Source organism: Cupriavidus necator N-1 (assembly GCF_000219215.1).
GTDB classification, from domain to species: Bacteria; Pseudomonadota; Gammaproteobacteria; order Burkholderiales; family Burkholderiaceae; genus Cupriavidus; species Cupriavidus necator.
This window is the reverse complement of sequence record NC_015723.1, coordinates 1,708,929-1,721,551: the sequence shown is the minus strand read 5'-3', so window position 1 is coordinate 1,721,551 and position 12,623 is coordinate 1,708,929. Positions and strand designations below refer to the sequence as shown.

The window sequence follows — 12,623 nt, the reverse complement described above, 5'->3', positions numbered from 1 at the left end:
GAATCGCGCCTTCCGTGGCAATTGCAGCATTCCTATAACAATGAGCCCTCGTCCGTCGCGCCTGCCTTGCATCGACGCCCTGAAAGCGGTCAGCTCCCAGTTGATCGTGCTCCATCACCTGGCCTTCTATGGCCCGATGTCCGATACCGCGTATCGGCTGGCCCCGGGGCTGGTGGACTGGCTGTACGACTACGCCCGCATCGCTGTGCAGGTCTTCCTAGTGATCAGCGGCTTTCTCGCCGCGCGCAGCCTGGCGCCGCATGGCCGGCTGGAGATCCGCCAGCATCCGCTGCTGGTGCTGTGGCGGCGCTACCAGAAGCTGGTGGTGCCCTTTGCCGCGGCGCTGCTGCTCAGCATTGCCGGTGCCGCCCTGGCGCGCCATTGGATGGTGCACGACTCGATCCCCGCGCCGCCCGGCCTGCTGCAGTTCCTGGCGCACGTGACGCTGCTGCATAACGTGCTCGATGTCGATGCGCTCTCGGCCGGGGTCTGGTACGTGGCTATCGACCTGCAGCTGTTTGCGCTGCTGCTGGGCGCGCTGTGGGCCGCGCGCGCCGTGGCGGGCGGGAAAGCGCCGGCGGGTGCCGGGGCCAGCATCGGCATCGTGGCGCTGGTGGCGGTGGCGTCGCTGTTCTGGTTCAACCGCGATGCCGCGTGGGATATCTGGGCCGTGTACTTCTTCGGCGCCTATGGCATGGGGGCGCTGGCCTACTGGGCGTCCAACCCCGGCCGCCCGGTGTTGCCGCTGCTGCTTATCGGCGCGGTCGCGCTGGCGGCGCTGGCGGTGGATTTCCGGCTGCGCATCGCGGTGGCGCTTGCCACTGCGCTGCTGCTGGCGGTGGCGCGCCGCGGCGGCTGGCTGGAGCGCTGGCCGCGGGCGCGCGTGGTCGGCTTCTTCGGGCGCATTTCCTATTCGGTGTTCCTGGTTCACTTTCCGGTTTGCCTGCTGGTCAACGCGCTGGTGTCGAACCTGGCGCCGGGCCAGCCGGTGCTGAACGCGCTCGGCATGGTTGCCGCGTGGGGGCTCAGCAATGTGGCCGGCGTGCTGTTTTATCGCTACATCGAAAGCGCCCAGCCGCTGGCGGCGCTGCGTGCGCTGCTGGGCAACGGCCGCGACCCCGCCGGCCGGCAAAGCGTGTAATGCTTGCAGGCACTGCCGCGCAGCGGCGGCACGGTTTGCCCCGGACGGCGCCGTGCCCGCATGGCCGTGCGCGCCTTTTGTTGGTGCGTATGCACCCGCGATGTCTCGCCGCCGGCACGCGATGCGTGCATGCCGCCAGCGCGGACTTGCGTTCGGCGCCACACACATTGCCGCAACACTCGCGTAAACGGGCATTGGGCGATGGCACAAAGGTTGCCTAGTATGGAATCGTAAACCTGACCATTTGGTCAGGATTCCATCGGGAACCGAGGGTGCCATGTCCGACCATATCGTCCTCACCTCACACGCACGCCGCGACAAGCCGGCCGAGCCCATCCACTGGGGCGCCCCCACGGCGGCCGAGCGCGGGCCGGTCATCGCCAGCCTGGCGAATCCGGCACAGCGCAATGTGATCGGCACTCATGCTGGCGCCTACGCCATCTACCGGGCCCTGGCGGTTGCCGCGGGCGCTTTGCAGCGCGACCATCGCACCGACCTGACCGATACCGCGCCGGCGGAAGCCATTGGGCCGCATCCGCAATGGGGCGACCCGGAGAAAATTGTCTCGCTGGATCCCTGGGGCCACCTGGTTTCCACCGTCTTTGCCGACCGCATCGCGGCCGGCGTGGATATTCGCCCGACCATCGCCGTCACCCGTGCGCATATCAACATGCCGGAGCTGGTGTCGGCCATTGCGGCCGGCCGGCTCAAGCCCGACGGCGACATCCTCCATGCCAATGGCGACGTGCGGGTGACCAAGGCGGCGGTCGACCCGGTGTGGTACCTACCCGGGCTGGCGGCCCGTTTCGGCATCAAGGAAAGCGTGCTGCGCCGCAGCCTGTTCGAGCAGACCGGCGGCATGTTCCCGGAACTGGTGACGCGGCCGGACCTGAAGGTGTTCCTTCCGCCCATCGGCGGCATGACGCTGTACTTCTTCGGCGACGTCAGCCAGCTGGGCAAGCCCGAGACCCGCGTGGCGTGCCGCGTGCACGATGAATGCAACGGATCGGATGTGTTCGGGTCAGACATCTGTACCTGCCGGCCGTATCTGGCACATGGCATCGAGGTGTGCATCGAGATGGCGCAGCAGGGCGGTGTCGGGCTGGTGGTCTACAACCGCAAGGAGGGCCGCGCGCTGGGCGAGGTGACCAAGTTCCTGGTCTACAACGCCCGCAAGCGGCAGGTGGGCGGCGACCGTGCCGAGACTTACTTTGCCCGCACCGAATGCGTGGCAGGCGTGCAGGACATGCGTTTCCAGGAGTTGATGCCGGATGTGTTCCATTGGCTGGGCATCCGCCGCATCGACCGCTGGGCGTCGATGAGCAACATGAAGCATGGCGCGCTGGTGGCGCAGGGCATCGAGGTGGTCGAGCAGGTGGCCATCCCCGAGGCCCTGATCCCCGCCGATGCCCGTGTCGAGATCGATGCCAAGGTGGCCGCCGGCTACTTTACGCACTACACGCCGCCGGATGCGAACGAACTGGCCCTGGCAAAGGGCAGGGGGTTGAACGAATGACGATGTTTCCCGAGGATGGCAAGCCCGGCATGGACCGCCAGGGCACAGGTAACGAGATGCGGCCGGGTGCCGGCTGGCTGAGCCCGGTGCCGGAAGGGCATCCCGCCTCGGCGCTGCTGTGTGCCGAGGCGGTGCGCACGCATTGCGCGGCGGTCACCGAACACGTGGCCAGCGGCGCGTCCGAGCTTTTCACCTGGCATCCGGACCGCGTGCATGCAATTGCCGACTATGTCGCCAGCACCATCCGCCAGCGCTATCCGGACCTGCAGGTGCCGTACCACAGCCGCTGGCGCCATTTTGAAAGTGGCGCCGTCGACCAGCGCGCGGACCGCTGGCAGGTGTTGTGCGAGCGTGCCGCGCTGAGCGGGCCAGAGCACCGCGAGGAGCGCGCCCGCATCGGCATCGACCTGGTCATTCCAAGCGTACTGCTGGATGCCGGCGCCGGCCCGGACTGGCGTTACCGCGATCCGGCCAGCGACCTGGTGCTGACGCGCTCGGAAGGGCTGGGCGTGGCCAGCTTCGTCCTGTTCGCGCGCGGCGGCTTCTCGGCCGCGCCGGGCGATCCGCTGCGCGCGGACGCCGAGCGGCTGCAGCGCATCGATGCCGACAGCATCGCCCACGCCTTCCAGGTCGCGCAGCACAACCCGCTGGTGGGGCTGGAAGGCCGCGCCGGCCTGCTGCGCCGCCTGGGCGAGGTGATGGAGGCGACTCCGGCGCTGTTCGGCCGGCCGGCGCGGCTGGGCAACCTCTACGACTACCTGAAGGCGCATGCGGTCAACGGGCAGCTCGACGCCGGCTTCCTGCTGCGCACGCTGCTGGTCGGCCTGGGGCCGGTATGGCCGGGGCGGATCATTGTCGAAGGCGTTTCGCTGGGCGACTGCTGGCGGCATCCGGCCGCGCCGGGCGGGCTGGTACCGTTCCACAAGCTCACGCAATGGCTGACCTATTCACTGCTGGAGCCGCTGGAAGACGCCGGCCTGACCGTGACCGGGCTGGACGCGCTGACGGGCCTGCCCGAATACCGCAACGGCGGCCTGCTCTACGACTTCGAGCTGATGGTGCCGCGCGACCCCGGTTTTGCCGCCGTGCCGCATGCGGTGGATGAGCCCGTGATCGTCGAATGGCGCGCGCTGACAGTGACCGGCCTGGACCTGGTGGCCGACGGCGTGCGCCAGGCGCTTGGCTTGCAGGAAGAAAATTTCCCGCTGGCGCGCGTGCTGGAAGGCGGCACCTGGGCGGCGGGGCGCCGCATTGCCGCCAAGCGGCGCCCGGGTGGCGCGCCGCCGTTCGCCATCATCAGCGACGGCACCGTGTTCTGAGCACGTCGGCCGCCAGGCGGCCGACGTTGCTGGCAGGCATTGCATGTGAAACGTGGCATCAGGAGCGTCACCATGAACGACATGTCCGCTGTTCCCGCTGTTGACCCACTCGATGCCGATGCTGCCGGCCTGCCCGGCGTGCTGGTCGTCGACCACCCGCTGGTGCAGCACAAGGTCACCCTGGTGCGCAGCGAGGAGACCACCACCGACAACTTCCGCCGGCTGGTGCGCGAAATCAGCCAGTTGCTGACCTACGAAGCCACGCGCGACCTGGCCATGGAGACCGTCGCCATCCGCACGCCGATCGCGCCGATGCAGTCGCGGGTGCTGTCCGGCAAGAAGCTGTGCCTGGTGTCGATCCTGCGCGCGGGCAACGGCTTTATCGACGGCATGCTGGAACTGCTGCCGGCGGCGCGCGTCGGGCATATCGGCCTGTACCGCGACCCCGAGACGCTGGAGCCGATCGAGTACTACTTCAAGATGCCGGAAGACATCCAGGAGCGCATGGTGATCGTGGTGGACCCGATGCTAGCCACCGGCAACTCGGCCATCGCCGCGCTGAACCGCCTGAAAGAGGCCGGCGTCACCACCATGAAGTACGTGTGCCTGATCGCCTCGCGCCCCGGGCTGCGCGCGCTGCGTGCAGCGCACCCTGAGGTCGGCATCGTCACCGCGGCCATCGACGACACGCTCAACGAGCACGGGTATATCGTGCCCGGGCTGGGCGACGCCGGCGACCGCCTCTACGGCACGCGCTGATGGACGCGCCCGCCAGCGCCACGGCGCGGCGCCCGCTACCCGCGTGCGATGCCCCGGGCGGGCGCATCCGGCAGGAGAACCAGGCCATGATCCTGCACGCGGCCGAGCATGTCTTCGCGCGCGCGGGCTTTGCCGGCGCCACCATGGCCGAGATCGCAATGCGCGCCGGCGTGCCAAAGTCCAACCTGCATTACTACTTCCGCACTAAGCAGGCGCTGTACCGCGCCGTGCTGGCGCATACGCTGCAGCTGTGGCTGTCGGAGACCGATATCATCCGCGCCGAGCTGCCGCCTCAGGTGGCGCTGGAACAATACATCCGCGCCAAGATGCGGCTGTCGGCCAGTCATCCGGATGCATCGCGCGTATTTGCCAATGAACTGCTGCACGGCGCGCATGAGATCGGCGAGGTCCTGCGGCAGGTGCTGCGCGAGCTGGTGTCGCGCAAGGCGGCGGTGGTGCAGCAGTGGATCGACCGCGGCCAGATGGCGCCGGTCGACCCGCAGCACCTGTTCTTCACGATCTGGGCGGCCACGCAGACCTATGCGGATTTCGAGTCGCAGGTATGCGCGGTGCTCGGCGTCAGCCAGCTGAAGCAGCAGGACTATGCGCAGGCCACCGAGCACCTGGTGGCGCTGCTGCTGCGCGGCTGCGGACTCGAGCCCGAGCCTGCGGCGCCCGACCGGCGCGTATGACGCCTGGACCCGCCCACCGTGGCGCCCGAGCCGGCGCCGTGAGAACATCGCCGTGCCTGCTGCCTGAGAGACCCCCATGCTCGACCTGATCCTGCGGCATTGCAACCTGCCCGACGGGCGCACCGACATCGATATCGGCATTGCCGCAGGCCGCATCGCCGCGGTTGAGCCGGCACTGGCTGCACGCGCCGCCGAGGAGATCGATGCGGCCGGCCAGTTGGTGACGCCGCCGTTCGTCGATGCGCACTTCCATATGGACGCCACGCTGTCGTACGGTCTGCCGCGCGTGAACCAGTCGGGCACGCTGCTCGAAGGCATTGCGCTGTGGGGCGAGCTCAAGCCGATGCTGACGCAGGAAGCGCTGGTCGAGCGCGCACTGGCCTATTGCGACTGGGCGGTGGCGCGCGGGCTGCTGGCGATCCGCTCGCATGTGGACGTGTGTGATCCGCGGCTGCTGGCGGTGGAGGCGCTGCTGCACGTGCGCGAGCGCGTGCGTCCTTACCTGGACCTGCAGCTGGTGGCGTTCCCGCAGGACGGGGTGCTGCGCGCGCCCGGCGCGCTGGACAACCTGAAGCGCGCGCTGGACATGGGCGTCGACGTGGTCGGCGGCATCCCGCATTTCGAGCGCACCATGGCGCAGGGCGCCGAATCGGTCCGGCTGCTGTGCGAACTGGCGGCGGACCGCGGCCTGCGCGTCGACATGCATTGCGACGAGAGCGACGACCCGCTGTCGCGCCATATCGAGACGCTGGCCAGCGAGTCCGTCCGGCTCGGCCTGCAGGGCAGGGTGGCGGGCTCGCACCTGACTTCGATGCATTCCATGGACAACTACTACGTGTCCAAGCTGATCCCGCTGATGCGCGAGGCCGGCGTGGCGGCGATCGCCAATCCGCTGATCAACATCACGCTGCAGGGGCGGCACGATACCTATCCGCGGCGCCGCGGCATGACGCGCGTGCCGGAGTTGCTGGAGGCCGGCGTGCGGGTGGCGTTCGGCCACGATTGCGTGATGGATCCGTGGTACAGCCTCGGCTCCGGCGACATGCTGGAAGTGGCGCACATGGGGCTGCACGTTGCGCAGATGACCGGGCAGGAGGCCATGCGCGCCTGCTTTGCCGCGGTGACCGCCACGCCCGCGCAGATCCTGGGGCTGGACGCCTACGGCGTGGCGCCTGGCTGCCGCGCCGACCTGGTGCTGCTGCAGGCGCGCGACCCGGTGGAGGCGATCCGCCTGCGCGCCACGCGCCTGCGGGTACTGCGTGCCGGCAAGTCCATCGCCAGCACGCCCCCGGCGATGGCCGCGCTGGACCTGCCTGGCCGGCCGGCGCAGGTGGACTTCCTGCGGCACGGCGGCGGGCAATAGGGAGCACAAATTTTTTGCGCCAAGGTGTTGACAGTCCCTGTCGGGCTCGGCATAATTTCTTTCTTCGCATCGCGGCAGCAATGCAGCGAAACGAAGCCCAGATGGCGGAATTGGTAGACGCACTAGGTTCAGGTCCTAGCGGTGGCAACACTGTGGAGGTTCGAGTCCTCTTCTGGGCACCAATATTTAGAAAGGCTCGCGCAAGCGAGCCTTTCTTCGTTTCAGCCGGCGTAGGTGACCGAGTCCTTGCCGGGCACCGGCCTCGGATATCTGGAAGAAACCCGCAGCGATGCGGGTTTTTTTCGTCCATCGTTTCCGTGCTGGTTCCGGGGTCGGCCTGGTTCAGCCGGTTGCTACCCCTTCCTCGCGCTGTGCCTCGCGAACGCAGTTGCGCCCTTCGGCCTTGGCGCGGTACATGGCAGCGTCGGCCGCGCCGAATAGCCGCTGCCAGTGGCGCTCGCCGCCGCGTCCGATGGCCACGCCGAAGCTGGCGGTGACGCGCAGCTGGGTGGTGCTGGACAGGTAGACCGGGCGGGATGCGACTTCCGCGCGCAGGGTCTCGGCCAGCGCGGCGGCCTCGCCCGGCCTGCCGTGCGGCAGCAGCAGCGCGAACTCCTCACCGCCGAAGCGTGCCAGCACGCCTTCGGGCGGCACCAGCGCGCGCATCATCGCAGCGAGGTCGCGCAGCACTTGGTCGCCGGCGGCATGGCCGTGGCGGTCGTTGATCTGCTTGAAGCGGTCCACGTCGATCAGCACCAGGCTGGCGCTGTCGTGTGCCGCGTACTGCGCGGCCACCAGCTCCAGCGCGCGCCGGTTCAGCAGCCCGGTCAGGCTGTCGGTGCGCGCCTGGTGTTCCAGTTGCGCGGTCAGCGAGGCGCGCTCGCGCAGCTTGCGGCGCAGGATCTCGATGGCATCGAACAGGCGCCGCATCTCCGCCGCGGGCCTGGTGGACGCCGCTGGCGCAGCGTAGTGCGGGTGGCCGCGCGCCTCGGCCAGGCCGATCACTTCGTCGCCGGCTTGCAGCAGCGGCAGGAACACCGAGCGCTGCGTGAACACCAGCACGTATCCCAGCACGGCAAGGATCAGCGCCGACGTGCCGCACGCGGCCGTCAGCTCGCGCAGCGCCTGTGCGCGCGTTGCGGTGAAATGCGCGACCACCTCATCCAGGAATACGCTGCGCAGCCGCTCCAGCGGCTCCAGCGTGCGCACATAGCGGTTGGTCAGCTCCGTCGGCGTCATCGAGTAATGGCCCGACACGCGGCCCTGCGCAACCAGGCTGTCGATCATGGCCAGGCCCTGGCCGAAGAACTGGTGGCTGGCGTCGGCGTATGCCTGCTCCAGCGCGGGCACGGCGCCGAACATGTTGTACGCCGGCCCTGCCAGCTGCCATAGCTCAAGCAGCCGGCCGCGCGAGCGCGTGGCATCCACCAGGCTCTGCACCGGCATCGGCTGGCGCGCCGCCACGGGCGCCATGATTTGCGAGGCGATGCGCCCGCCATACTCGCGCAGGTCGCCCAGCATCCTGCCTGTCAGGGCCGGCGCCGCCAGGCCGTCGTCGCAGGCGGAGAGCTCGCGCACCTGCCAGGCGAGGGCCGGCTGCAGCGCGTCCACGACCTCGAACATGCTTTCGATGGCGTGTCGGATCTCGTCCATGTCACGGTCCTGGCGCGGGCGCCCGGCGAGATCGTCGATCTCGGCCCGCGCCCGCGCCAGGCGTTCGCGCACGCGCTCGACCATCAGCGGCGGCAGGTGGTGGTGGTGCAGGCCGAAGGGTGCCGGCGGCGGCGCGGCCAAGCGCGCCAGCGCGGCGTCGCTGCGGGCGCGGAAGGTTTGCAGGCGTTCGCGCGCGGCGGTGTGGGGCGAGGGTGGCTCTCCCAGCACGCTGTTGGCCGGTCCGCGTTCAGCGGACAGCACGTTGGCGGCGTCCAGCAACTCGCGGTACGCCGAGATGTCGTACAGGTTCTGCCGGGCCGAGGTGAAGTCGCCATACGAGCGGGCCATCACCAGCGCGGCGAGCACCAGGGTGCAGAGCCCGCCGACCGCCGTGGCGATCGCCAGCTTGCGCTTCAGGCTGCGGCTGCGCCCGGCTGGCGGCGCCATGCCCCCGGGCTCGGACTCACGCCGGCGCGCACGTCGCCACAAGGCCATAAGGTTTGCTCCCGGCGGCAGCATGCCGGGCTATGTCTGCAAGATTTGTCATGACCGCCATTATTGACGAAAAGGCGCAGCGGCCAGGCCAAATTTGCTGGCCGACAGCGTCGCGCGGGGCGCGCGCGGCCGAACACTCCCGGCTAACGCTGGCAGGGCATTTGACCTATGCTCAAACTCATCGGGCAGGCACATATAACGTCCGAAGGTGGTTGCCATGACTACGGTCTTGTCATCGAGAGAAAGGGAGGCGGGGACTTGCCCCGGGTGGCACGCACGTGCTGCGCACCCCGGCATGGTCCTGCATCACCTGCAGTACAGCGTCATCCTGGCCATGCTGATGTGTGCACTGGCCCATGCAGAGGACGCCGTTCCGGAAAACCATGGCGTCTCCGGCTGGGACCAGCCGCTGCAGACGCAACCCGGGCAGGCCGTCATGGCCGACGTGCCTGATCTGCTGGTTGCCGACACCGCTTCTCCTGCCTGGTCCGCCACGCCCGCCGAGCCCGTCACCGTCGAGTATGCCGCGCTGTCGCCGTCGTCCCCATCCGCGTTAACGCTTGCCACCGGCGCCGGGCCCGATGACGATGCTCCCGGTCTTGCCGCGGTGGACCGTGAAACCGCCGCCATGGAGCGCCCGCGCCGGGTGTCGCTGCACCTGGACGACATCACCACCGCAGGCGGTTTTACCGACAGCCGCATGCGCACCATGGCGCTGGCGGTCGATGCCGTGGTGCCGCGCGCAGGCGGGCTGACCATCCAGCCGCGCTTGCAGCTGGCCTACCAGCCTGGCACGTCTCCCGTCTCCGGCATGCCGATGGAAGCCATGCCCGGCGATGCCAGCGCCGCCGGTATCGGCGTGCGCCTGTACGGCGCGCAGCCGACGCGGCTGGCCGGCATCTATCCCTTCGTCGAGGCAGACTGGTGGCAGGACAGCCGCAAGCAGGTCATCAACATCAACGGCACCAAGATCGATGCCGACCTGCTGCGCGGGCTGTTCTCCTTCAACATCGGCGCGCATGGCAACACGTCGACCGGCATGAAGCTATGGTTCAAGGTGAGGGCAGGGCGCAACCCGGGCGGAACGGTCGGGGCGCGCTATCGGTGGTAGGGGTGGTAACAGGGAGGGCGGCGCCAAATGCGAGCGCCGCAATGAAAAAAGGGCTTCCGGAAACGGAAGCCCTTTTTCTTTCTGCATAGGTGGCGCGGCTGGCAGGATTCGAACCCACGACCCCTTGGTTCGTAGCCAAGTACTCTATCCAACTGAGCTACAGCCGCACACGAGAGGCGCCATTGTAGCGCAATTTCTGGTTTGCGCAAGCCCCCCGCCAAAAAACTTCAACTGGCCCCGATGCCCGCGCCAGTGCTACGCCGTGGCTTCCGACCAGACGCCGTCCGCTTCCTGCGCCTTGCCGTCATCGCGCAGCTTGAGCAGGTGCGCCAGCAGCGAGCGCTGCGCAACCGGATGCATGCGCGGCGGCACATCGTCGTAGACGCGCAGGACCAGCTCGCTGATCGGTGCCGGACCCAGTTCGCGCAGCGCGGCAGCGACCTTGGCCTCGCGCTGCAGCCGGTGCCGGACCAGGACGCGGATGGCGTCCTGCGGCCGCGCGATCAGGAAGCCATGCCCCGGCGCCAGCCAGTCGAGGTCTTCGTCCTGCAGCGCGGCGAGCGAGTCTAGGTAGGCGCGCATGTCGCCATCGGGCGGGCCGATGACGACGGTCGAGCCCTGCATCACGTGGTCGCCGGTGAAGAGGGTCTTTTCTTCTTCCAGCAGGTAGCAGAGGTGGTTCGAGGCGTGGCCCGGCGTGTGGCACACGCGCAGGGTGCAGTCCTCGGTGATGGCAAGGCGCTCGCCGTGGTCGAGTTCGCGCTGTGGTTCGAAGGTGGCGTCCTGCCACTGGCCGGCTGGCGCAGCACGCCCGAGCACCGCGGCGCCGGTGGCGGCCTGCAGCGCGGCGGCCGCGGGGGAGTGGTCCTGGTGGGTATGCGTGGCGAGGATCCAGCGGATCGGACCGGGTGCGGCAGCAAGGATGGCGCGCACGTGCTCGGCATCGTCCGGGCCCGGATCGATCACGGCCCATTCATTGCGCGCGCCGCCGCCTACCAGGTAGGTGTTGGTGCCCGGGCCCGTCATCACGTTGCCGTTGTTGGCGGTCACGCGCCAGACGCGCTCGGACAGCCGTACCGGCACGCCCGGTGCCAGCTCATAACGGCCGTGCGTGTTGCCGTCGGGATCGATGCGGCCGATCTCGGCGTAGCACGGCTCGTTGGGCATCACCGGGCGCACGCCGGCCGCGCCGGTGGCCAGCCTCGGCATGATGCAGGCAATGCCGCGCAACTGCGAGTAATAAGCGAAGCAGGTCGCGGCGCTCTCAAACTGTGCGATCGAGCTCAGCGTGCGGCGCGTGACGTGCATCAGCGCCAGGCCGCTGGCCGGATCGGCGGCCTCGCCGGGGCGGATCCAGCGGTGCTCCACGATCTCGGTGCCGTCGGGCACGGCCACCTGGCCTTCGGGGGCGATGGCGACAAAGAAGCGCGTATCGAAACGCTTGGGCAGGCCGGGCGGCGTCAGCCAGTAGCTGTGATAGGCGAGCCGGTCGGCCGCCAGGCGCAGGCCCAGTTGCTCGCAAGCGTGGGCCAGGCCGGGGCCGCCGCGCTGCACCGCCTCGCGCAGCAGCGCCTGCCGGGCGGCGTCGAGCTGGTGCGGCGACTGCAGGCGCCCGTCGCGGTCGCAGGCAAACAGCAGGCCGGCCTCTTCATAGCATTCGCGCAAGGCGGCCAGGTAGAAGTCCAGGCCGCTGGCCGGCAGGCCCAGGCGTTCGCTGGCAACGGCGTCGTCCAGGCCGTGGGCATGCGCGTGCAGGGCCTTGTCCTGCGCGTCGAGCGTGCCGCCGGGGAAAACATAGGCGCCGCTGCTGCGGTCGTTGGCGCGTTCGACGCGGCGTACCAGCAGCACTTCCATGCCGGCCGGCGCATCGCGCACGACGAGCAGGCTGGCGGCGGTGCGCAGCAGGGGGGCAGGGTTGGCAGTGCGGTTGCCGCTTGTCTCTGTGGTTGTCATTGTGTCGGCATCATGGTTGTGCTGGCGGCGCGCACCTGGCCGGAACCTGGGGGCGCTGCCGCGAGCCATAGTTTAGCCGCGTTCAAAGATTCGCTATCGCCGGGGGTTGCCCCGGGCTGCCGGGGCGCGCCGGCTTTGGCTTTTCAGGCCGGAGGCAGTAACCTGATAGCTCCGCTTCACTTTTTGGGATGCCGTTGCCGGCGCCCTGCTTCGGAGGAGGTCCGCGTGATCCGAGCTTCTTGCCTGTGCCTGCCGCTGGTGTGCCTGCTGGCCGCCTGCGAAACGCCACCGCAGATGGCACCGCGCCCTGTGCACCCGGCCACCACCCGCATCACCGTCGATCCACAAGCCGCATCCAGGGCCGCGTCCAGGGCCTGCGAGCCGGCCGTGGCGGAAGCCCTCAAGCGCCGCTACCCGCAGCCCGGCAGCGTGATGCTGATGGCCGACCGCGAGCAGTACTACCTGCGTCCCAATGCGCAGACCTCGGTCAATGGGGAGGGTGTGTTCGAGCCTGACGACAGTTCGTCGGCGATCAGCTTCCACTATGCCTGCCTGTACAACGCGCGCACGGGCAAGGTCGACGATGTGCAGATGCGGTATTGATCCTGCCGATCGGCCGCA

At 69.0% G+C, this 12,623-nt stretch carries 10 protein-coding genes and 2 tRNA genes; 9 read left to right on the top strand and 3 right to left on the bottom strand.

Annotation, left to right across the window (positions count from 1 at the left end; genetic code table 11):
* Positions 1-40: 40 nt before the first annotated feature.
* The 7 genes from CNE_RS25850 to CNE_RS25820 all read left to right on the top strand — a co-directional run bounded on the left by CNE_RS25850 (position 41) and on the right by CNE_RS25820 (position 6,972).
* Positions 41-1,141: an acyltransferase family protein gene (locus tag CNE_RS25850; RefSeq protein ID WP_013953243.1), complete on the top strand. Its 1,101-nt coding sequence runs from the start codon at positions 41-43 to the stop codon at positions 1,139-1,141.
* A 277-nt stretch (positions 1,142-1,418) separates the two neighbouring features.
* The gene (locus tag CNE_RS25845) at positions 1,419-2,657 is read left to right on the top strand and encodes a GTP cyclohydrolase II (protein WP_013953242.1); all 1,239 of its coding nucleotides are present in this window, start codon (positions 1,419-1,421) and stop codon (positions 2,655-2,657) included.
* A complete protein-coding gene (locus tag CNE_RS25840; RefSeq protein WP_013953241.1) occupies positions 2,654-3,976 on the top strand; it encodes a URC4/urg3 family protein in 1,323 nt (440 codons plus the stop codon). The genes CNE_RS25845 and CNE_RS25840 overlap by 4 nt, the downstream gene beginning before the upstream one ends.
* Positions 3,977-4,048: 72 nt before the next feature.
* Positions 4,049-4,735, top strand: coding sequence for a uracil phosphoribosyltransferase (gene upp, locus CNE_RS25835; RefSeq protein ID WP_013953240.1), 687 nt, complete (start codon positions 4,049-4,051; stop codon positions 4,733-4,735).
* Positions 4,735-5,427 (top strand): TetR/AcrR family transcriptional regulator, encoded by a 693-nt coding sequence (locus CNE_RS25830; RefSeq protein ID WP_013953239.1) that lies wholly within the window; start codon positions 4,735-4,737, stop codon positions 5,425-5,427. Before upp ends, CNE_RS25830 begins: the two co-directional genes overlap by 1 nt.
* A 76-nt stretch (positions 5,428-5,503) precedes the next feature.
* Positions 5,504-6,790 carry an amidohydrolase family protein gene (locus CNE_RS25825; protein ID WP_013953238.1) on the top strand — a complete coding sequence of 429 codons (1,287 nt, stop codon included), beginning with the start codon at positions 5,504-5,506 and terminating at the stop codon, positions 6,788-6,790.
* Between the two features lie 95 nt (positions 6,791-6,885).
* A tRNA-Leu gene (locus tag CNE_RS25820) sits at positions 6,886-6,972 on the top strand.
* Positions 6,973-7,132: 160 nt separating this feature from the next.
* Here CNE_RS25820 and CNE_RS25815 read toward each other — a convergent pair.
* Positions 7,133-8,938, bottom strand: coding sequence for a GGDEF domain-containing protein (locus CNE_RS25815; protein ID WP_013953237.1), 1,806 nt, complete (start codon positions 8,936-8,938; stop codon positions 7,133-7,135).
* Positions 8,939-9,155: 217 nt separating this feature from the next.
* Between CNE_RS25815 and CNE_RS25810 the strand changes: the two genes are divergently transcribed.
* On the top strand, positions 9,156-10,049 hold the full coding sequence (locus tag CNE_RS25810) for a hydrolase (RefSeq protein WP_013953236.1): 894 nt from the start codon (positions 9,156-9,158) through the stop codon (positions 10,047-10,049).
* 90 nt (positions 10,050-10,139) lie between these two features.
* Here the strand turns inward: CNE_RS25810 and CNE_RS25805 are convergent.
* Positions 10,140-10,216 (bottom strand) — tRNA-Arg (locus CNE_RS25805).
* 88 nt (positions 10,217-10,304) lie between these two features.
* On the bottom strand, positions 10,305-12,002 hold the full coding sequence (locus tag CNE_RS25800; protein WP_041228662.1) for an MBL fold metallo-hydrolase: 1,698 nt from the start codon (positions 12,000-12,002) through the stop codon (positions 10,305-10,307).
* A gap of 225 nt (positions 12,003-12,227) precedes the next feature.
* Here CNE_RS25800 and CNE_RS25795 point away from each other — a divergent pair, with 225 nt between their 5' ends.
* Positions 12,228-12,605 carry a hypothetical protein gene (locus CNE_RS25795; protein WP_013953234.1) on the top strand — a complete coding sequence of 126 codons (378 nt, stop codon included), beginning with the start codon at positions 12,228-12,230 and terminating at the stop codon, positions 12,603-12,605.
* Positions 12,606-12,623 lie beyond the last annotated feature (18 nt).

What these genes read in the sequence shown, in the direction of transcription:
- CNE_RS25850 (WP_013953243.1), top strand. Translation starts at nt 41, where the DNA reads ATGAGCCCTCGTCCGTCGCGCCTGCCTTGCATCGACGCCCTGAAAGCG.
- CNE_RS25845 (WP_013953242.1), top strand. Translation starts at nt 1,419, where the DNA reads ATGTCCGACCATATCGTCCTCACCTCACACGCACGCCGCGACAAGCCG.
- CNE_RS25840 (WP_013953241.1), top strand. Translation starts at nt 2,654, where the DNA reads ATGACGATGTTTCCCGAGGATGGCAAGCCCGGCATGGACCGCCAGGGC.
- upp (WP_013953240.1), top strand. Translation starts at nt 4,049, where the DNA reads ATGAACGACATGTCCGCTGTTCCCGCTGTTGACCCACTCGATGCCGAT.
- CNE_RS25830 (WP_013953239.1), top strand. Translation starts at nt 4,735, where the DNA reads ATGGACGCGCCCGCCAGCGCCACGGCGCGGCGCCCGCTACCCGCGTGC.
- CNE_RS25825 (WP_013953238.1), top strand. Translation starts at nt 5,504, where the DNA reads ATGCTCGACCTGATCCTGCGGCATTGCAACCTGCCCGACGGGCGCACC.
- CNE_RS25815 (WP_013953237.1), bottom strand. Translation starts at nt 8,938, where the DNA reads ATGGCCTTGTGGCGACGTGCGCGCCGGCGTGAGTCCGAGCCCGGGGGC.
- CNE_RS25810 (WP_013953236.1), top strand. Translation starts at nt 9,156, where the DNA reads ATGACTACGGTCTTGTCATCGAGAGAAAGGGAGGCGGGGACTTGCCCC.
- CNE_RS25800 (WP_041228662.1), bottom strand. Translation starts at nt 12,002, where the DNA reads ATGACAACCACAGAGACAAGCGGCAACCGCACTGCCAACCCTGCCCCC.